This is a genomic window from Mesorhizobium sp. M1A.F.Ca.IN.022.06.1.1, from assembly GCF_003952605.1.
In the GTDB taxonomy this organism is placed as follows: domain Bacteria; phylum Pseudomonadota; class Alphaproteobacteria; order Rhizobiales; family Rhizobiaceae; genus Mesorhizobium.
Map to the genome: position 1 here is coordinate 5,593,132 of NZ_CP034455.1, position 18,182 is coordinate 5,611,313.

The window sequence follows — 18,182 nt, forward strand, 5'->3', positions numbered from 1 at the left end:
TAGCTGTTTGGTCTGCTTGGGGCACAACTTACCCGTTCGCAGGCCGCTGTCATCCGGCTTGCCAGCGGCGGCGAGGGGGCTTCGTCTGCAAGTCGATCGTCCGACCCGCTGGCCGCCGTTGAAGCAGCCCTGCTCGAGCCTCAAGCGTTGGCTGCCGCCCGCGCCAGGTCGCTCGTGAGATCGCCATAGCCGGTCGAGCGGCGCTCGTAGGCGAGGCCGAGCATGGCGGCGGCTTTCTCGGCAACCTTGTCGAGATCCGGATCGTCGGTTTGCGCGAGATAGATCAGCTTCTCGTAATTGCCGAAATAGTCCTTGATAAGCTCGGGATGCCTGTCGAGCCCGAGCGGCTTGATGAAGAAGGCGTCGAACTGGCGACAGAGGAAGTCGGTCATGTAGAACGACATCATGTCGCCGTCGGCGACCTTCGCATAGGCGTCCATGCCCTGGTAGAAGGCGAAGCAATGCGGGCCGGCCATGCGCTCCACGCCATGCTTCTCGATCACGTGGTCGAGCATGCCGCCGGTGCCGCAATCGGCATAGCCGACGAAGATGTGGTTGTAGCCTTCCGCTTTGGCCTTTTCGATGGCCTTGTCCATGGCCGGCGCGATGCGGTCCGGATAGAAGTGGAACTCGGCCGGCAGGCAGGTCAACTCAAGGTGATCGAGCTTTAGCTGTTGCTTGACGGCCAAAACTTCGCGCGCAATCATCCCGCAGGCGATGACGAGCAGCCTGTCTGTTTGATTCGGTTTCGTTTTTTGCGTTTTGACCATGAACCAGTCGAGCCGGTTTTCGCTGCGGGGCTAATTATCTGTTGAGGGAGACACCCATGAAACTGCTGCTACGCATCGCGCCGATTGCCATCCTTGCCTGCGCGCTTGCACTCACCGCCTGCGCCAACACCATTCGAGGCGTCGGCAAGGACGTCAAATCGACGGCGAGGGCGGTCAAAGACACTGTCGCCAACTGATCGTTCAGCCTCATCATCATCTGGGAACAAAAAAGCCGCGCTGCAAGGCGCGGCTTTTTTCGATCCATCCTGATGCCCTGGGATCAGGCGGAAGCGCGAACGTTGTGCTTGCGCTTCATGAAGTCCTTGGCGGTCTCGACCGCCACCGCGGCATCGCGGCAATAAGCGTCGGCGCCGACGGCCTTGCCGAATTCCTCGTTGAGCGGCGCACCGCCGACCAGCACGACGTAATCGTCGCGAATGCCCTTTTCCTTCATCGTGTCGATGACGACCTTCATATAGGGCATGGTCGTGGTGAGCAGCGCCGACATGCCGATGATGTCAGGCTGATGCTGCTCGATCGCTTCCAGATATTTCTCGACCGCATTGTTGATGCCGAGGTCGATGACATCGAAGCCGGCGCCTTCCATCATCATGCCGACGAGGTTCTTGCCGATGTCGTGGATGTCGCCCTTGACGGTGCCGATCACCATCTTGCCCTGCTTGGGCGCGCCGGTGGCGGCAAGCAGCGGGCGCAGGATGGCCATGCCGGCCTTCATGGCATTGGCCGAGAGCAGCACTTCCGGCACGAACAGGATGCCGTCGCGGAAATCTTCGCCGACGATGCGCATGCCTTCGACCAGCGCCTCGGTCAGCACCGTGTAGGGCTGCCAGCCGCGCTCAAGAAGGATATGCGTGCCTTCCTCGATCTCTTCCTTCAGCCCGTCATAAAGGTCGTCATGCATCTGCTGCACGAGTTCCTCGTCGGAAAGCTCGGAAAGGATGATCTCGTCGTCGGACATTTTTTCCTCGGGCTCCTTGCTGCTCGGAATGCTTGCTGCAGCTCAAAAATCGATGCGCCAATACCTAACCCGCGAGGGCAAGGTAGCCATAGCTGATTTGCGACTTCCCGCAAAAGGAAAGCGACTGAAAAGTTGGCGGTTTTCTTGTCGATTTTGCGACAGGCGTTGGCGCTGGCGGGCCGTTTCCAATAGGGTGCATGGCTACGATCCGGAAAGAAGCGGCGGCGAACCGGCCGCCAGCCAATTCAGGCCCAAATCTAAAATCTATAGGAAGAACGATCATGAGCGATAACGCGGCAGTCGAGCAGGAAGCGTCGGGCGGACGACGCGGACGCGGCGCCAGCGGCGGCGCGGCGGCCAGGCGCGCGGCGCGCGCAGGCGGCGGTCCGGGCACCCAGCTCACCTATATCAAGCGCAAGATCAACGTCTACGAGGTCCTCGACGAGGAAGGCCTGGCGCTGATCGAGAAGAACACAGACACGGTGCTGGAAGAGATCGGCATCATCTTCCGCGACGACGCCGAGGCGCTCGCGCTGTGGAAAGAGGCCGGCGCCGATGTGAAAGGCGAGCGCGTGCATTTTCCCAAGGGGCTTTGCCGCTCGCTGCTCAAGACCGCGCCTTCGATCTACACCCAGCATGCGCGCAATCCGGAGCGTTCGGTGCAGATCGGGGGCAAGGGAACAGTGTTCGCGCCGGTCTACGGCCCGCCCTTCGTGCGCGACCTCGACGGCAACCGCCGCTACGCAACGCTTGAGGATTTCCAGAATTTCGTGAAGCTCGCCTATATGGCGCCGTCGATCCACCATTCGGGCGGCACGGTATGCGAGCCGGTCGACGTGCCGGTCAATAAGCGCCATCTGGACATGATCTATTCGCATATCCGCTATTCGGACAAACCGTTCATGGGCTCGGTGACGGCGCCGGAGCGGGCCGAGGACACGGTGGCGATGGCCAAGATCGTGTTCGGCGAGGATTTCGTCGAGAACAACACGGTGCTGACCAGCCTGATCAACGCCAACTCGCCGATGGTGTTCGACGAGACCATGCTCGGTGCGCTGAAAGTCTATTCGCGCCACAACCAGGCCTGCATTGTCACGCCGTTCATCCTGGCCGGCGCGATGAGCCCGGTGACGGTTGCCGGAACGCTGACGCAGATCCTGGCCGAGGTGCTTGCCGGCGCCTCGTTCACGCAGCTGATCAGGCCCGGCGCGCCGGTGCTGTTCGGCACTTTCGCTTCGTCGATCTCGATGCAGTCGGGCGCGCCGACTTTCGGCACGCCGGAACCGTCGCTGGTCTCCTATGGCGCAGCGCAGCTCGCTCGCCGGCTAGGCCTGCCGTTCCGCACCGGCGGCTCGCTCTGCGCCTCGAAGGTCCCGGATGCGCAGGCGGCCTATGAGAGCGCCAACACGCTGAACTCGACCATCCTTGCCGGCACCAACTTCGTGCTGCATTCGGCCGGCTGGCTCGAGGGCGGACTGGCGTCCTGCTACGAGAAATTCATGATGGACATCGACCAGCTCGGCATGACTCAGAAATTCGCCGAGGGCGTCGACCTGTCGGAGAACGGCCAGGCGATGGACGCCATCCGCCAGGTCGGTCCGGGCAGCCACTATCTCGGCTGCGACCACACGCAGGCGAATTTCCAGACCGCCTTCTACCGCTCCAACATCGCCGACAACAATTCCTACGAGCAGTGGCTGGCCGAAGGCGAAAAGACAGCGCCGCAGCGCGCCAACGAGCTCGCCCGCCGCTGGCTGGAAAGCTACGAAGCACCGCATCTCGATCCGGCGATCGACGAGGCACTGAAGGATTTCATCGACAGGAAGAAGGCCTCGATGGCCGACGCCTTCACTTGAAAGGAGCCCGAGTCAGGCCGGGCTAAAGTCGCCAACATCATCCATAAGGAAGTCTGGCGGAGCGCGTTCTCCGACCCGGACAAGAAGGGATGATCTTTTCGCGCGGCACGATCGAAGGGACCGCGGCCGCGCTTGCCGCCCACGGCCTGATCCTTCGGGGCGGCTTTCGCTTCGCCAGTGATGAAACGGCGCCTGCGGGGCTTTCAGGCGCGCCTGCCAAGTCCGCCCTCCTGGTCGGGCAGGCCGGCGTCGCACTCTGGCCGCACTTCCAGCGCTGGCTCGGGCAGCGGGCCAGCGGGATCGTCAACCCGCTCGACACCTGGTCGCGGGAGGTGATCGGCGCGGTGGCGCAAGCGTTCGGCGCTCGCGCCGTGTCGCCCTCCGACAGGCCCTATCTGCCGTTCCAGCAATGGGCGATGCGGGCGGAAGGGTTGAAGCCGTCGCCGCTCGGCATCCTCATGCATCCGCAGTATGGGTTGTGGCATGCCTATCGCGGCGCGCTGCTGTTCGAGGAAGAGATTTTCCTCCCCGAACCTCGAGAAGCGATTCATCTCTGCGACACGTGCGTCGAAAAACCCTGCATGAATTCCTGTCCGGTCGATGCCTATTCCGAGCAGGGTTTTGCCCATGAAGCCTGTCTTGGGCATGTGCGCGGCCCCGGAGGCGGCCTGTGCCGCACGAGCGGCTGCCTCGACCGCAACGCATGTCCCTACGGGGCGGACTATCGCTATCCGCCAGAGGTGCAGGCCTTTCATATGGCGGCCTTTGCTCGGCTGTAAGATGAAGGCCAACCGCACGAAATCTTGAACGCCAGGCTCCGGGATTGTCTTGCCGGGCCGCTCCAGCCGGATATCTATCGCGCGGACAGACGACGGAGAGCAGCATGGCCAAGCAAGAGATCGAGATCGAAACCCGGGACGGGAAGGCCAAGGCCGGGCTGTTCCGACCGGCGGCGGCGGCCAGGGCCGGCGTCATCCTCTACATGGATATTTTCGGCCCGCGGCCGACGCTCGACCAGATGGCCGAACGCCTCGCAGGGCATGGCTATGCCGTGCTGTTGCCCGATCTGTTCTATCGCAGCGTGCCCTATGGACCGTTCGACCCTAAGACTGCGTTTGCTGAGGATAAGACCAGGGCTCAACTGACGGCGCTGAGCGGTGGCACCACGCAAGAGATGACCATCCGCGACAGCGCGGCCTTCCTCGATGCGCTCACTGCCGAAGGCCTGGACGGGCCGGTCGGCGTCGTCGGCTATTGCATGGGCGGCGCTCGGGCTCTCAATGCCGCCGCGGCCTATCCCGACCGCATTGCTGCCGCGGCCAGCTTCCACGGCGGCAATCTGGCAAGCGATGCGCCCGACAGCCCGCACCGGAAGGCGGCGTCGATGAAGGCACGCATCTACGTCGGGGTCGCCGGCGTGGACCGCAGCTTTCCGCCGGAGCAATCAGCCCGGCTGGCAGAGGCGCTCAGGGTCGCCGAAGTCGACCACACGATCGAGAACTATGTCGGCGTCGGTCATGGCTGGTGCGTCAAGGACCACAGCGTCTATGACGAAGCGGGCGCCGAGCGCCATTGGAAGCGGCTCATCACGCTGTTCGCCGAAACCTTGGGGTAGGGTGCGGAGGCTGCCGCAAAAAAATCTTTCCATCGCCCCAAGGAATCGCCATTAGCCTTCGTCCAACAGGCAAATGACGGCGATGATGCTGGACGACAGCGAAGCCTCCGATGCCGAATTGATCGGGCGGGCGAGGGGCGGAGACCGGGGGGCTTTCGGCAAACTGCTCGAAAGGCACTATGGCTTCGTCTATCGCGCCGCCTATCGCTGGTGCGGCCGCAAGGCCGATGCCGAAGACATCGCCCAGGATGTCTGCGTGCGGCTCGGCCGGGCAATCCGCGACTATCAGGGCAATGGCGCGTTCACGACCTGGCTCTACGCCATGACACTGAACGCTTCGCGCGACATGATGCGCAAGCGCGCCCGCGACAGCGCCAAGACCGAGGCCTTCGGCACGTATGCGCTGATCGCGGGGGAGGGCTCGGCGGAAGCCCAGGACCCGGCCGAGGCGCTGTGGGCGGCGGTGCGCATGCTGCCGGACAAGCAGCGCGACGCGGTGCTGCTCGTCTATGGCGAAGGGTTGAGCCACGCGGCTGCGGCCGAGGTGATGGCGATCTCGGAGGCGACGGTTTCCTGGCACATCCATGAAGCGAAGAAACGGCTGAAGCTGCTCATGCGCTCAGCCGGGGAAGTGTGACCATGGTCGACGACAACGAACTCGAAAGGCTGCGCAATCTGGCAGTTCCGGCGCCGGACAGCGAAGCGCAAACGCGTGCGTTGGCCGCCGCGATGCACGCCTTCGACTTGAACGAAAAAATTTCGACCGCCCCCCAAGGATCGCCGGCAGGTCTTCGTCTCACGGAGCGAGCACAAAGGCTCTGGAGAGAGATCATGCAACGGAAACTCATTGCCACCCCGGCCCTGACCGCGCTGGTCGCGCTGCCTATCGCCGGCTATGCCGCTTTTGAGATGCTGAGGGAGCAGCCGCCCGTTATTTCAAGCGGGAAGGTCACCGAAACGGTGGCCGACAAGCCGGTTGCGCAGAAGCCGATACCCAACCAGCCCGCGATCAGCGAGCCGCTGGCCGCCGCGCCTGCCAAGGAGAAGAAGACCGGCGCCGACAGCGAGAGGCGTGTCGAAGACGAGGCGCAGGTCGCACCGGCATCGCCGCCGAAAACTGAATTGAGCCGATCCGATGATCGGACCAGGCAGGAATACGGGGCGTTGAAGGACTTTGCCAAGCAAGTACCACAGGCGCTGCCTGCGCCGCCGCCTGCACCTGCGGAGGTTGACCAGCTGGCCGCCGGCGGACGCGCGAATGCCCAGGCGCCGGCAACCGCCATGCAGCCTGCAGAGATGCCGGCTGGCGCCGTCGCTGGTTTCGGGCCGATGGTTCAGCCGGCGCCCATGCCGGCCGATCAAATGCAGCCGCAAGAGCAAAACCGCGACCGCATCGAGACCTTCAAGACCAATCCGGTGCACCAAGCTGCCCAGGATCCGGTGTCGACCTTCTCGATCGATGTCGACACGGCGTCCTATTCCTTCGTCCGCCGCTCGCTAAAGGAAGGTATTCTGCCCGACCCAGGCACGGTCCGGGTCGAAGAGATGATCAACTACTTCCCTTATGACTGGAAGGGGCCAGACTCGGCCGCGACGCCGTTCAATTCGACTGTCACCGTCATGCCGACGCCCTGGAACGAGCGCACCAAGCTGATGCATGTTGCGATCAAGGGTTTTGACGTGAAGCCGGTCGAGGCGCCGAAGGCAAACCTGGTGTTCCTGATCGATGTTTCGGGTTCGATGGACGAGCCGGACAAGCTGCCGCTCTTGAAGTCGGCGTTCCGGTTGCTGGTCAGCAAGCTCAAGGCCGACGACACCGTCTCCATCGTCACCTATGCCGGCAATGCCGGCACGGTGCTGATGCCGACAAAGGCCGCGGAAAGGCAGAAGATTCTTGCAGCGATAGACAATCTGGAGCCAGGCGGTTCGACCGCCGGCGAGGCAGGCATCAAGGAAGCCTACAAACTTGCGCAGCAGTCTTTCGTCAAGGACGGCATCAACCGCGTGATGCTTGCCACCGACGGCGATTTCAACGTCGGCCAGACCGATGACGACGACCTCAAACGGTTGATCGAGAAGGAGCGCAAGACCGGCGTGTTTCTCTCGGTGTTCGGCTTCGGCCGCGGAAATCTCAACGACCAGATGATGCAGACCATCGCCCAGAACGGCAATGGCACGGCCGCCTATATCGACACGCTTGCCGAGGCCGAGAAGGTGCTGGTCGAGGACGCGTCCTCGACGCTGTTCACCATTGCCAAGGATGTGAAAATCCAAGTCGAGTTCAACCCGGCCAAGATCTCGGAATACCGGCTGGTCGGCTATGAGACGCGGGCGCTCAAGCGCGAGGATTTCAACAATGACCGCGTCGACGCCGGCGATATCGGTTCCGGCCATTCGGTGACGGCGATCTACGAGGTCACGCCCAAGGGAAGCGGCGCCGAGCAGGTCGATCCGTTGCGCTATGGCGAGGCGAAGGTCGACAATGGCGGCGTTGCCAATGCGGGCGAATATGCCTTCGTAAAAATCCGCTACAAGCTGCCGAACGAGAATGTCTCGAAACTGATCACGACACCGGTGACCGCGGCCAACGAGGTGCCGTCCTTCGATGAAGCCGGCGTCGACCAGCGCTTTTCGGTCGCGGTCGCGGCTTTCGGGCAGAAGCTGCGCGACGCGGATCAGACGGCGAATTTCGGCTACGACCGGATCCTGGAGATCGCCAACGCCGCGCGCGGCGCTGATCCGTTCGGCTACAGGGCGGAATTCCTGTCGCTGGTGCGGCTAGCCTCGTCGCTGGGCACCAACAGATAGGGCGGGTGCCGTCCATGGAACAAAAAGCCGGCGGAGGACCTGCCGGCTTTTGCCGATCGTTAAATTGCGCGGCTTTTCCGGAACTTGATCGCAATGCCCTCCTGTTAGTCAAAGCTGATAGAAGTGAGGGGCTGGAATTGCATATCACCGGCAACGTGACGCCGACTGCGGGCAATCTTCAGACGCGAGCACCGTCCGCTCCGTCGGCGGAATCCGCGCGGATCAGGAATAATGTCGATGCGGCCCGCGACACGGCGCTCTCTGCGCTCAACAACGACCGCTTTCGCGTGATGCTGGAGCAGATCAGCGACCCGCGCGCGTCCGGCGCGTTGATGACGATGGGCGGCGACGGCAAGAACAGCGCCGCCACCGATCTCGGTACGGCGCTGTCGCGCTACGCTGAAAACAGCGAATAGAGCAGGCCAACTTCAGGCGCGGCTGCGCCGGCGTTCGCGACGGCCTTCGCCTGCCTCGGCAGCGCTCGCTATCTTGTTGCGCATCGGCCCGATGCGCTCGACGATGGACTCGACCGTCGGACGCGCCGACTTGGTGTGCGCGTCGAGCGCCTTGCGCATCGCGGCAAGGTGAGCGAACGAGGTGCCGCAGCAGCCGCCGACGATCTTGGCGCCCGCATCGACTGCCAGCCGGACATAGTCGGCCATCAGTTCGGGCGTGCCGGAATAGTGGATCTCGCTGCCGCGGAATTCCGGAATGCCGCAATTGCCCTTGACGATCACGGTGGCTTCCGGCTTCGCGTCGGTCATGTCGAGCAGCGAGGCCAGGATGTCGGCTGCGCCGACGCCGCAATTGGCGCCCACCCCAAGCGGAGCCTGCGACAGTCCATCCGCAACGCCGTGGATATCCTTGGGCAACAGCCCCATCATGGTGCGGCCGGCCGTATCGAAGGAACCGGTATAGGTGTAGGGCAGGCCGACGCGGATCGCGGCTTCGGCCGCGGCGCGGATCTCATCCGGCGCCGACATGGTCTCGATCCATGCGACTTCGGCTCCGCCGGCCTTCAAGCCCTCGATCTGCTCGGCAAAGGCATCGACCGCTTCCTCATAGGACATAGCGCCGAGCGGCACCAAAAGCTCGCCGGTCGGGCCGACGGAGCCGGCAACGATCACCTTGCGGCCTGCCTTGTCGGACACCGAACGGGCAATTTCGGCGGCGCGCTTGTTCAAGTCATGCACGCGGTCCTGAGCGTGATGCAGCTTCAGCCGATGACGGGTGCCGCCGAACGAATTGGTCAGGATGATGTCGGCGCCGGCATCGACAAAATTCTGATGCAGCGCGGCGATGGTGTCGGGCGCCGTCTCGTTGAGCAGCTCGGGGGCTTCGCCGGCCTCAAGTCCCATCGCGAATAAATTGGTGCCGGTGGCGCCGTCGGCCAGCAGCACGCCTTTTTCGGCAAGCAATGCGTCGATCGGATTGGTGGCGGTCATGGCTCTGGCTTTCGTATCCTGAATTCAAATAACGATATAAAGAAGTCTTTATATCTAGTCAACGAATATGAGGCCCGCTCTTGCGTGAGTTTCCTAAAACGACGGTCGGCCAGGTTGGTCGCCGCATGCCAGCATTGCGATAGCGGCCGCGTTCAGACAAAGCCTGAGGTGAAGGAGATGCCGGCCAGTTTCTGCGTGAAGCTCGCAGCCTCATGCGCGTTGACATCGGCGGCTCGGATCAGATTGTCGAAGTGGCTGGTCAGGGTACGGACCGGCTGGGTGGCGTTCAACACCAGATACATATCGCCGACATAGATTGCGGCGCGGTACGGCCCGAAGATCGTATAAGGGATCGAATAGCGCATGCGGCCGTCATAGAGGAACAGGCGGAAGGTCGGGTAAAGGTCGTCGAGGAGCGTTGCCATGTGCAGCAATTGCCGGCGGCGCTCGGCTTCCGGGAACCGGTCCCAGACGCCGAGCCCGCGTGCGAAAATCTCCAGCGTATGGCGCGGCATGCAGACCTCCATGTCGGTCTCGGGCCGCCTGTTGTAGTCGATGCGGTATTGCGTTTCGCCGGCCTGCGCCTCGCGGCTCTTGTTGGTAATGCCGGCCTCGTATTCGACAAGGGCCTCGGTGCGCAGGAGGTCCGGAATGCCCGCCGGCACGTAGCGGATCTTGGTGCCGACCGCCTCGGCGTGCCATTTGGCAAGTAGCGTGCGGTCAAAGCCGTCCGGCGCCTCCTCGATCTCGAGGCTTTCGCGAATCTCGCCGGTGACGCCTTCGTCCTGGCTAAGGCCCAGCAGCCAGTCGAGCGATACCTTGAACTCGGCGGCAATGTTGAGAAGCGTCTCGGCGCGGGGCAGGCGCGTCGAGGCGCCCGACAGGAGTTGCGACAGCGCCGAACGATCGATGCCGACGGCGCTCGCGAAGGCCGACTGGTTCAAGTCCGAGCGTGTCAAGAGCAATTTCAGGCGCTCTCGGAAGACCGTCGACAGATCACGCTTGTCCATCACGCCGCTCCTTTCCAGTGGAGGAAAAATTTGCGCCCAGGCCTGCTGGTTAGGTGCTCAGGCGCAAATGAATCCCCAAATCTGTTTACAATATATAACATCTGCAGCTAAAAATGCGCATTCGCAACAGATTGTTCACTTTGTCGCGTTGCGACAACGACAGGCTCCTGACACAATGCTGTCAGGAATCAAAGTGGTTCCGGCGACTGGAAGGCAGTGGTCGATAGCATGACTGGCATACGCAAGAGACATAGCAGCACACCGGCCGTGGAATGGCCGACAGTATTCCTCACACTGTTCTGTTATGGCGCCTGGCTTGCCACCGGCTTCCTGCTTTGGCCTTCCTATCCGCTGCTGGCCCTTGTCGCCTTGGCCTTGATACTGGCCCTGCAATCCTCGCTGATGCACGAAGTGCTGCATGGCCATCCGACCCGCAACGCCAACATCAACGAGGCCTTCGTCATCCTGCCGATCGGGCTGGTCTGGCCGTTCCGCCGTTTCAAGGCGATCCATCTTCGCCACCACGCCGACGAGCGGCTGACCGACCCGCTCGACGATCCGGAAAGCTATTACCAGGCGCTCTGGATGCATGCGGAAATGCCGCCAGCGATGAAGGTCCTGCTCAAGATCAACAACACAATGGTCGGCCGCTTCGTTCTCGGACCTTGGCTGTCGTCGATCGGCTTCTTCCTCGAAGACGCCAGACAGATGGCCGCCGGGGACAAGGCGATCCGCAAAGCCTGGCTGCTGCATGCGGTCGGACTTGCAGTGGTCGTGCCGATCGTGACCTTCGGCTTCGGCATCCCGCTCTGGCTCTACATACTGGGGCCGGTGTGGCTCGGCCAGTCCCTGATTTCGGTGCGCACCTATGCCGAGCATCAGTGGTCGGAACACCCGGAGGGCCGCACGATCATCGTCGAGCGGTCGCCGCTCTCCTTCCTGTTCCTCAACAACAACCTGCATTTCGTGCACCACAAGAGCCCGACCGTCGCCTGGTACAGACTGCCGAAGATGTTTCGCGATCGCCGCGAAGAATGGCTGCGGATGAACAACGGCTACGTCTATCCGAATTATTTCGCGCTGATCAAATCATTTGCCTTCAAGGCCAAGGAGCCGGTGGTGCATCCGGTGCTGCGCCGCGCGCCCGAACCCGGCCGTGCCTTCAAGCCGCGCATCAGAGCGCGTAATGTGAGTGGACTTGGCACGGCTCCGGTGCCGGCTGAGCCGCCGAAAGAGTAATTTCGAACTTTCGCGACTGCTTTATCGCCGCGGAATTCAGGCGCCGATGACCGCCTGTTTTGAAAGCTGTTCGTCATGAGCAAGTTGATTGCGGCTCTGCCGATGTATGACTGGCCGGAAGTTCGCGGCGAGATCGACGCGCAATGGGCGCAGCTCCGCGACGCTTTTCGACGGAGGGGTATCGACGCGCCGGAAAGAATGGCGCGCAGCAATCGCGACCTGCCGCCGGTGTCCGGCGGCATCCAAGACGGCGCCGGGAAGCTGATAGCTCCCGACCCCGCGACATTGCCCCCGGACGAGTTCGATTTTCACCAGCTCTGGCTGAGCCCGGCGCTGCTTTTCGGACAGACCTGCTGGGGGCCGATGGAGCTCGGCCTTGCCAGGCATGTGCAGGTGGTCGCTCAGCCAAGCTATGACGCCTTCGAGGGCGGGCAGGGCGAGCTCTATTCCAGCGCGCTGGTGATGCCGGCTGATGGCGGGACGTCGGTTGGCTCGCCCGAGGATGGCAAGGCCGTCATCCCGCTCGATCTCATCCGCGGCAAGCGCTTCATCTTCAACAATCCGGATTCGATGTCCGGGCTGCTCGGGCTGACGCGCGACCTGGAGGCGATCGGCGAAAGTCTGGGCGTCTTCGCCTCGTGCGGCGAAAGCGGCGGCCACCGGTCGTCGATCGTCGCCATCGCCGAGGGCAGGGCCGATATCGCCGCCATCGACTGCCAGAGCTGGGCATTGGCGCAGCGATTCGAGCCGGCGGCGCGGCGCGTGAAAGTGGTCGGCTGGACGACCAGGCGGAAGGGATTGCCGTTTATCTCGGCCAGGGCCACATCGGCGGACGTCGTTGCGTCCATGCGCGAGGCCATCGCCGAGCTTGGCTTGGACGGGTCAGTTGCCAAGCAGCTTTTCGTCGAGCGGGTAGGCTGAGAGTTTTTCGTTGCCGGTCTCGGTGATGAGGATCTGCTCCTCGATCTTGACGCCCTCGCGGCCGCCGAGCCTGCCGATATAGCTTTCCACGCACAGCACCATACCGGGTTCCAGGACGCCATCCGGCGTGTCGTCCGTCCAGTCGCTGGCATGCGGCAGGGTCGGATATTCGTCCGCCAGACCGACGCCGTGGTAGAGCACGCCGTAGCGCGCCGGGAAGCAGTCTCCCGGCGGCACGGCGGAGCGTTCGACGAGATCGCGAAAGGAAATGCCCGGCCGCATCAATACCGTGTTGTGGGCGATCTGGTCGGCGGCGATGCGGAACAGGTCATGCTGCTCGTCGGAGGGCCGGCCATCGCCGCAGAGCCAGGTGCGCGAGAGGTCGGCGCAAAATCCATAGGGACCGATGAGGTCGGTGTCGAAGGCGACGAGATCGCCGTCCTCGACGATGCGCGACGAGCATTCCTGGAACCAGGGGTTGGTGCGCGGCCCGGACGACAGAAGCCGGGTCTCGATCCATTCGCCCCCGCGCGCGATGTTGCCGCGATGCAGTTCCGCCCAGAGCTCGTTCTCGGAAATGCCAGGCTTCAGCGCCCCTTCCATCTCGCCCATCGCCGCCTCGCAGGCGACAATGGCGCGGCGCATGGCGAGGATCTCGTCGGGCGACTTTATGAGGCGCGCATTCTCCATCACCGCCTCGCCATTGCCGACCGTGATGCCGCGGCGGGCAAGCTCTTCGACACCTTCCGGATTAATGTGGTCGACGGCGATCCGCCTACTGCCGCCGCCGTGCTCGGCAAGGAGCTCGGCGATGCCGGCTGCCCAGCGACGGACCTTCTTGTCGGTCAGCTCGCCGCTATAAAGATACATCCACGACACCGCCGGTCGCACCTCGTCGACGACGCCGGCGTGATCCGACAAATGCTCGCAGGAGAAATAGTCGAACAGCACCACAGGGCCTTCTGTGGCGACGAAACAGTGGCGGGTCGGGTTGTGCGCGACCCAGAGCTGCATGTTGGTCGAATCCGTCGCGTAGCGGATGTTGACCGGGTCGTAGAGCAGGGCGCCGGCATAGTCGCGGCGCCTGAGCTCGGCGCGGATGCGCTCGAGCCGATAGCTTCGCATGGCAGGCAGGTCTGGAGCGGCGATGCCTGCCGCCGCCCATTCGGCTTCGGCTACCGCGCCATAGCCCAGAGCGTGCTGGTTGAGCGCGGCAGCCTTCTCGCGGGAGGCGGCGCGCAGCGCCTCGACGGAGCCGGGTTCGAACGGCATGATCTTGCGGTGGCGGCCGAAACGTTGTGTGTCCATGCGGTCCCCCTGGCTGTCTATTGCGGCGTCATCTTGTGCAGCCTGGTGATCGTGACCTGGCGCGGGGCGTTCCCCAACTGCGGCACCGCGATGCGCCGATGGACGGTGTCCATCACATAGCCGGCCTCGGTGATCCTCTTGAAGATGACGGAAGCCGGCTCCTCGTCATCCGCGAGCACAAGCACCGCGGGCTCGCGGATCGATTTGGCGAAATCGGGTATCTCGTCGTCGAGCACGATGAGATCGGGATCGACGAGGCGGAGATTGCCGATCCAGAACCAGCTTGAGACCACAGTGCCGACCGGTCCGTCGACTGTCAGCTGACGATGGAGCGAAGCGTAGTCCATGCGCACGATGCTGCCGCGGTTGTCGCCGCCGTGGACCTGCATGTACCAGCTTACCGGAAGCACCAGGATGGCCATCACGGCGCCGACGAAGACGATTGTAGCCTGCGTCTTCCTGCCCCTTTCCCCCATCGCGTCCAGCTGCATGGCAATGGCGACCGGCAACAGCACGAATACGGGCAGCATCCAGCGATCGCGAAACTGTGTGATGCCTCCCGCCAGCACCACCACGAGCGTGATCAGCAAGGCGAAGCCTATCGCTCGCCAGACCAGCGTCTCTGGCCACGGTGCGGCCTCGGGCGGTGGTGCGGATTGCTTGCGCGCCAGGAAAAACGCGACAGCAAAGATCGTGGCCGGCAGCCCGGCGAAATTGAGTATCGCATTGCCCAAGCCGCGGATGCCGCGAGACAGGGTCTTTGCCGCGCTGCCCCCCTCGGCGACGCCCAGGCCACCGCTGTGCGCCAGCAGGTCTCCCAGATGCGTGAGGCTCCAGTAGAATGTGGGCAGGCAGGCGAGGATCGCCACAACCACACTGATCAGGAAACGGCGATCGAAGATCGCCTCACGTGTTTCGCGGACGGACAGCGCCGCAAGGAACAGCGCAGCGAGAAAGATCACCTCATTGTATTTCGACAGCATTGCGGCGGCGGTCGCCAAGCCAAGCAGCACATACGCGGTAGTCGAGCGCCGTTTCTGCAACTCGGCGACTGCCAGGAGCAGCAGCGATGAAAAGCAAAAAACCGCGACCGAGTGGGTGAGGGCATGCTGCATCTCCCATACGATCTGTGGAAACAGCAGCAGGCCGAACATGGCGGCGGTCGCCGCGCGGGCTGAGTAGCCCAGGCGGCGCACTGTGGCGAAGGACGCGACCAATCCACCGGCCAGCAGCGTGTATTTGACGATCTTGAGCGCGAGAATGCTGGTTCCAACCAGCGAGGCCGTGAGGATGCCGAACCAGGTGTATAAAGGCGGCTGCGAGCCGCCATAGCCGGCCGCGAGGAAGCGCATCGCCATCAACTGTTCGGCGTCGTCGACGCCGACGCCGGTGCCCACGAAATGGGACGAGAGCGGCATAACCACGATCTGGACCAGGCAATAGGCAAGTGCAAACGCGATTGCGGCACTGAAAGGGCCGACCCGTTCATCGCAGAGCCAGTCGGTCCATTTCTCCAGCTGCCGCAAGGGTCGTCTTCTCATCTGATGCGTTGGTGGCCGGTTGCTATATAGCCGGCCACCAACACGATCCGAAAGCGGTACATTGCGGCTTCCTGGAATCAGGTGCGCATCTTCTCGCCGCTCGGGTCGAAGGGCGGTTCGACGTTGATGCGGGCCGGGCGGCGGTGGCCGAGGATCTCGATCTCGAACAGGCCGGCGCTCTCGTCCTCGGCAAGGGCCGCCGGCACATAGCCCTGCGCCATCGACTTTTGCACGTAGTGCGCATAGCCGCCCGAGGTCACCCAGCCGACAACGCGCCACTCGCCATCGACGATGCCGCGCACGGCCGAAGCGCCTTCGGCGGCTTCGGAGCCGCGCACTTCCTTGCCCGTCTCGTCGAAGCGCGGCGCGCCGTAGCCATGCGGTTTCTCCACCGTGCCATAATCCTTGCTGACCTTGGCCCAGATCGGCTCGTCGCCCATCACGTCGGCGTCCGCAGCATCGACGATGAAGGAGACGCGGCGCAGCTTCGGCCCTTGCGCCTGCTCCCTGGCAGCCGCCTCGCGGCCAATGAAGTCGTTCTTCTCCAGCCTGATGAAGCGGTCCATCGAGCCTTCGAACGGCCCGTAGATCGGACGCAACTCGCGGAACCAGGTTGGGAAGTTCTTTTCGAGACGCATCGACAGCAGCGCGCGCATGCCGAAATCGACGAGGCCGAATTCCTCGCCTGCTTCCTTGATCGCCTTGTAGACGAGGCGCTGATAGGCGGGGGCCATCCAGATCTCGTAGCCGAGGTCGCCGGTATAGGTGATGCGGTTGACCATGCAGGGCGCGCCGCCGACCGCCATCTCGCGGAAGTCCATGAAGCGGAAGGCCTTGGTCGAGACGTCGACGTCCACGAGTTTCTGCAGCAAATCCCGCGCGCTCGGTCCGGCGATGGACAGGCCGACCAGCGTCTGGTCGAAGCGGTGGATGCGCACAGAACCATCCTTGGGCAGGTGCTTCTCGAACCAGCGCATATGGTATTTCTGCGCGGCCGAAGAGCCCCAGATCATGAAACGGTCCTCACCGGTCTTGGCGATGGTGAAGTCGCCGATCAGCCTGCCGAACTCGTTGACCATCGGGGTGAGCACAATGCGGCCGGTCTTCGGCATCCGGTTGGTCATCAGCCGGTTGAGGAAATCCTCGGCGCCCGGCCCGGAAACTTCGTACTTGGCAAAGTTGGCGATCTCGGTGACGCCGACCCGTTCGCGCGTCGCGCGAACTTCCTCGCCGATCGGGCCGAAATCGTTGGAGCGGTGGAAGGAGACGATGTCCTTTGGCTCGGTGCCCTTTGGCGCGAACCAGAGCGGGGTTTCCAGTCCCCACGAGTCGCCCATGACCGCATTGTTGGCGAGCATCGTGTCGTAGAGCGGCGTCGTCTGCGCCGGCCGGGCGGCCGGCAGTTCCTCGTTCGGGAAGCGGATCGAGAAGCGCCGCGAATAATTCTCGCGCACCTTGGCGTTGGTGTAGCGCAGCGTCGCCCATTCGCCGAAGCGGGCGACATCCATGCCCCAGACGTCGAAGCCCGGATCGCCGTGCACCATCCAGTTGGACAGCGCCAGGCCGACGCCGCCGCCCTGGCTGAAGCCGGCCATGACGGCGCAGGCACACCAGAAGTTGGTCAGGCCCTGGACTGGGCCGACCAGCGGGTTGCCGTCGAGCGCGAAGGTGAAGGGGCCGTTGATGATCTGTTTGACGCCGGCCTTCTCGATGCCGGGGAAATGCTTGAAGCCGATCTCCAGCGACGGCGCGATGCGGTCGATGTCGGGTGGCAGGAGTTCATGACCGAAATCCCAGGGCGTGTTGACCGGCGACCATGGCTTGCAGGCTTTTTCATAGGTGCCGAGCAGGATGCCGTTGCGCTCCTGGCGGGTGTAAATCTCGCCCTTGAAGTCGAGCACGCCGATCATCTCGCGGCCGGTCGATCTGTTGAATTCCTCGACCTCCGGCATCGGCTCGGTGAGCAGGTACATGTGCTCCATCGCCAGCACCGGCAGCTCGACGCCGACCATGCGGCCGATCTCGCGCGCCCACAGCCCGCCGCAATTGACGACATGCTCGGCTTTCACCGTGCCTTGCTCGGTGACGACGTTCCAGGTGCCGTCGGCTTCCTGCGTCAGCTCGACGACGCGGTTGCGCAGCACGATCTCAGCGCCGAGTTTTCGCGCGGCCTTGGCGTAGGCGTGGGTCGTGCCGGAGGGGTCGAGATGGCCTTCGACGGGATCCCACATGGCGCCGACGAAATTCTTCTCGTCCATCAGCGGGAACATCGCCTTGGCTTCGGACGGCGTGATCAGCTCGGTATCCATGCCGAGATAGCGGCCCTTGGCGTGGGCGAGCCGCAGGAAATCCATGCGCTCGGGGGTATCGGCCATCATCACGCCGCCGGTCAGATGCAGCGAGCAGGACTGGCCGGAAAGCTCCTCGATCTCCTTGTAGAGCTGGACGGTATAAGCCTGCAGCTTGGCGACGTTCGGGTCGCCGTTCAGGGTGTGGAAGCCGCCCGCCGCGTGCCAGGACGAGCCGGAGGTCAGCTCCGAGCGCTCGATCAGCATGATGTCGGTCCAGCCGGCCTTGGCGAGGTGGTAGAGCACCGAGCAGCCGACGACACCGCCGCCGATGACAACCGCTTTAACATGGGATTTCATGAAGATAGGTCCGTTTTTGCAGAGACTGAATCGAGTGAGCGG

The 18,182-nt window shown here is 63.4% G+C and carries 16 protein-coding genes; 9 read left to right on the forward strand and 7 right to left on the reverse strand.

Annotation, left to right across the window (positions count from 1 at the left end):
• Positions 1 to 140: 140 nt before the first annotated feature.
• A complete protein-coding gene (locus EJ078_RS26570) occupies positions 141 to 770 on the reverse strand; it encodes a DUF1638 domain-containing protein (protein ID WP_127217470.1) in 630 nt (209 codons plus the stop codon).
• Positions 771 to 826: 56 nt separating this feature from the next.
• Here EJ078_RS26570 and EJ078_RS26575 point away from each other — a divergent pair, with 56 nt between their 5' ends.
• The gene (locus EJ078_RS26575; protein WP_127217471.1) at positions 827 to 967 is read left to right on the forward strand and encodes an entericidin A/B family lipoprotein; all 141 of its coding nucleotides are present in this window, start codon (positions 827 to 829) and stop codon (positions 965 to 967) included.
• A gap of 83 nt (positions 968 to 1,050) precedes the next feature.
• Here EJ078_RS26575 and EJ078_RS26580 read toward each other — a convergent pair whose 3' ends face one another.
• Positions 1,051 to 1,749, reverse strand: coding sequence for a B12-binding domain-containing protein (locus EJ078_RS26580; protein ID WP_066999684.1), 699 nt, complete (start codon positions 1,747 to 1,749; stop codon positions 1,051 to 1,053).
• 281 nt (positions 1,750 to 2,030) lie between these two features.
• Between EJ078_RS26580 and EJ078_RS26585 the strand changes: the two genes are divergently transcribed.
• From EJ078_RS26585 to EJ078_RS26610, 6 genes are all read left to right on the forward strand, one after another.
• On the forward strand, positions 2,031 to 3,605 hold the full coding sequence (locus tag EJ078_RS26585; RefSeq protein WP_067329317.1) for a trimethylamine methyltransferase family protein: 1,575 nt from the start codon (positions 2,031 to 2,033) through the stop codon (positions 3,603 to 3,605).
• An 89-nt stretch (positions 3,606 to 3,694) separates the two neighbouring features.
• Positions 3,695 to 4,384: a hypothetical protein gene (locus tag EJ078_RS26590; protein WP_127214060.1), complete on the forward strand. Its 690-nt coding sequence runs from the start codon at positions 3,695 to 3,697 to the stop codon at positions 4,382 to 4,384.
• A gap of 104 nt (positions 4,385 to 4,488) precedes the next feature.
• Positions 4,489 to 5,220: a dienelactone hydrolase family protein gene (locus EJ078_RS26595; protein WP_127214062.1), complete on the forward strand. Its 732-nt coding sequence runs from the start codon at positions 4,489 to 4,491 to the stop codon at positions 5,218 to 5,220.
• Positions 5,221 to 5,293: 73 nt separating this feature from the next.
• Complete coding sequence (locus EJ078_RS26600; RefSeq protein WP_067329326.1) at positions 5,294 to 5,857, forward strand: RNA polymerase sigma factor; 564 nt, start codon at positions 5,294 to 5,296, stop codon at positions 5,855 to 5,857.
• A 2-nt stretch (positions 5,858 to 5,859) separates the two neighbouring features.
• A complete protein-coding gene (locus EJ078_RS26605; protein WP_127214064.1) occupies positions 5,860 to 8,028 on the forward strand; it encodes a VWA domain-containing protein in 2,169 nt (722 codons plus the stop codon).
• A 14-nt stretch (positions 8,029 to 8,042) separates the two neighbouring features.
• Positions 8,043 to 8,444, forward strand: a complete 402-nt coding sequence (locus EJ078_RS26610; protein ID WP_245433184.1) for a hypothetical protein — start codon at positions 8,043 to 8,045, stop codon at positions 8,442 to 8,444.
• 12 nt (positions 8,445 to 8,456) lie between these two features.
• Here EJ078_RS26610 and bmt read toward each other — a convergent pair whose 3' ends face one another.
• Both bmt and EJ078_RS26620 read right to left on the reverse strand, forming a co-directional pair.
• Entirely contained in the window at positions 8,457 to 9,473 is a 1,017-nt protein-coding gene (bmt, locus tag EJ078_RS26615; protein ID WP_066999705.1) for a betaine--homocysteine S-methyltransferase, read from the reverse strand.
• 152 nt (positions 9,474 to 9,625) lie between these two features.
• Positions 9,626 to 10,483 (reverse strand): helix-turn-helix transcriptional regulator, encoded by an 858-nt coding sequence (locus tag EJ078_RS26620; protein ID WP_067329332.1) that lies wholly within the window; start codon positions 10,481 to 10,483, stop codon positions 9,626 to 9,628.
• A gap of 228 nt (positions 10,484 to 10,711) precedes the next feature.
• Here EJ078_RS26620 and EJ078_RS26625 point away from each other — a divergent pair, with 228 nt between their 5' ends.
• Complete coding sequence (locus tag EJ078_RS26625) at positions 10,712 to 11,722, forward strand: fatty acid desaturase (protein WP_067329335.1); 1,011 nt, start codon at positions 10,712 to 10,714, stop codon at positions 11,720 to 11,722.
• 75 nt (positions 11,723 to 11,797) lie between these two features.
• A complete protein-coding gene (locus EJ078_RS26630) occupies positions 11,798 to 12,643 on the forward strand; it encodes a PhnD/SsuA/transferrin family substrate-binding protein (RefSeq protein ID WP_067329338.1) in 846 nt (281 codons plus the stop codon).
• Here EJ078_RS26630 and EJ078_RS26635 read toward each other — a convergent pair.
• The 3 genes from EJ078_RS26635 to EJ078_RS26645 all read right to left on the reverse strand — a co-directional run bounded on the left by EJ078_RS26635 (position 12,605) and on the right by EJ078_RS26645 (position 18,140).
• Positions 12,605 to 13,951 (reverse strand): Xaa-Pro peptidase family protein, encoded by a 1,347-nt coding sequence (locus tag EJ078_RS26635; protein ID WP_095825668.1) that lies wholly within the window; start codon positions 13,949 to 13,951, stop codon positions 12,605 to 12,607. The two genes, EJ078_RS26630 and EJ078_RS26635, sit on opposite strands and share 39 nt — an antisense overlap.
• Positions 13,952 to 13,968: 17 nt before the next feature.
• Positions 13,969 to 15,477 (reverse strand): glycosyltransferase family 39 protein, encoded by a 1,509-nt coding sequence (locus EJ078_RS26640; RefSeq protein WP_189413673.1) that lies wholly within the window; start codon positions 15,475 to 15,477, stop codon positions 13,969 to 13,971.
• A 92-nt stretch (positions 15,478 to 15,569) separates the two neighbouring features.
• The gene (locus EJ078_RS26645; protein WP_208720954.1) at positions 15,570 to 18,140 is read right to left on the reverse strand and encodes an FAD-dependent oxidoreductase; all 2,571 of its coding nucleotides are present in this window, start codon (positions 18,138 to 18,140) and stop codon (positions 15,570 to 15,572) included.
• Between the last annotated feature and the right edge of the window lie 42 nt (positions 18,141 to 18,182).

Coding starts and splice junctions, on each gene's coding strand:
- EJ078_RS26600 (WP_067329326.1), top strand. CDS start 5,294: ATGACGGCGATGATGCTGGACGACAGCGAAGCCTCCGATGCCGAATTG.
- EJ078_RS26635 (WP_095825668.1), bottom strand. CDS start 13,951: ATGGACACACAACGTTTCGGCCGCCACCGCAAGATCATGCCGTTCGAA.
- EJ078_RS26625 (WP_067329335.1), top strand. CDS start 10,712: ATGACTGGCATACGCAAGAGACATAGCAGCACACCGGCCGTGGAATGG.
- bmt (WP_066999705.1), bottom strand. CDS start 9,473: ATGACCGCCACCAATCCGATCGACGCATTGCTTGCCGAAAAAGGCGTG.
- EJ078_RS26605 (WP_127214064.1), top strand. CDS start 5,860: ATGGTCGACGACAACGAACTCGAAAGGCTGCGCAATCTGGCAGTTCCG.
- EJ078_RS26570 (WP_127217470.1), bottom strand. CDS start 770: ATGGTCAAAACGCAAAAAACGAAACCGAATCAAACAGACAGGCTGCTC.
- EJ078_RS26590 (WP_127214060.1), top strand. CDS start 3,695: ATGATCTTTTCGCGCGGCACGATCGAAGGGACCGCGGCCGCGCTTGCC.
- EJ078_RS26575 (WP_127217471.1), top strand. CDS start 827: ATGAAACTGCTGCTACGCATCGCGCCGATTGCCATCCTTGCCTGCGCG.
- EJ078_RS26645 (WP_208720954.1), bottom strand. CDS start 18,140: ATGAAATCCCATGTTAAAGCGGTTGTCATCGGCGGCGGTGTCGTCGGC.
- EJ078_RS26595 (WP_127214062.1), top strand. CDS start 4,489: ATGGCCAAGCAAGAGATCGAGATCGAAACCCGGGACGGGAAGGCCAAG.
- EJ078_RS26585 (WP_067329317.1), top strand. CDS start 2,031: ATGAGCGATAACGCGGCAGTCGAGCAGGAAGCGTCGGGCGGACGACGC.
- EJ078_RS26610 (WP_245433184.1), top strand. CDS start 8,043: ATGGAACAAAAAGCCGGCGGAGGACCTGCCGGCTTTTGCCGATCGTTA.
- EJ078_RS26630 (WP_067329338.1), top strand. CDS start 11,798: ATGAGCAAGTTGATTGCGGCTCTGCCGATGTATGACTGGCCGGAAGTT.
- EJ078_RS26620 (WP_067329332.1), bottom strand. CDS start 10,483: ATGGACAAGCGTGATCTGTCGACGGTCTTCCGAGAGCGCCTGAAATTG.
- EJ078_RS26580 (WP_066999684.1), bottom strand. CDS start 1,749: ATGTCCGACGACGAGATCATCCTTTCCGAGCTTTCCGACGAGGAACTC.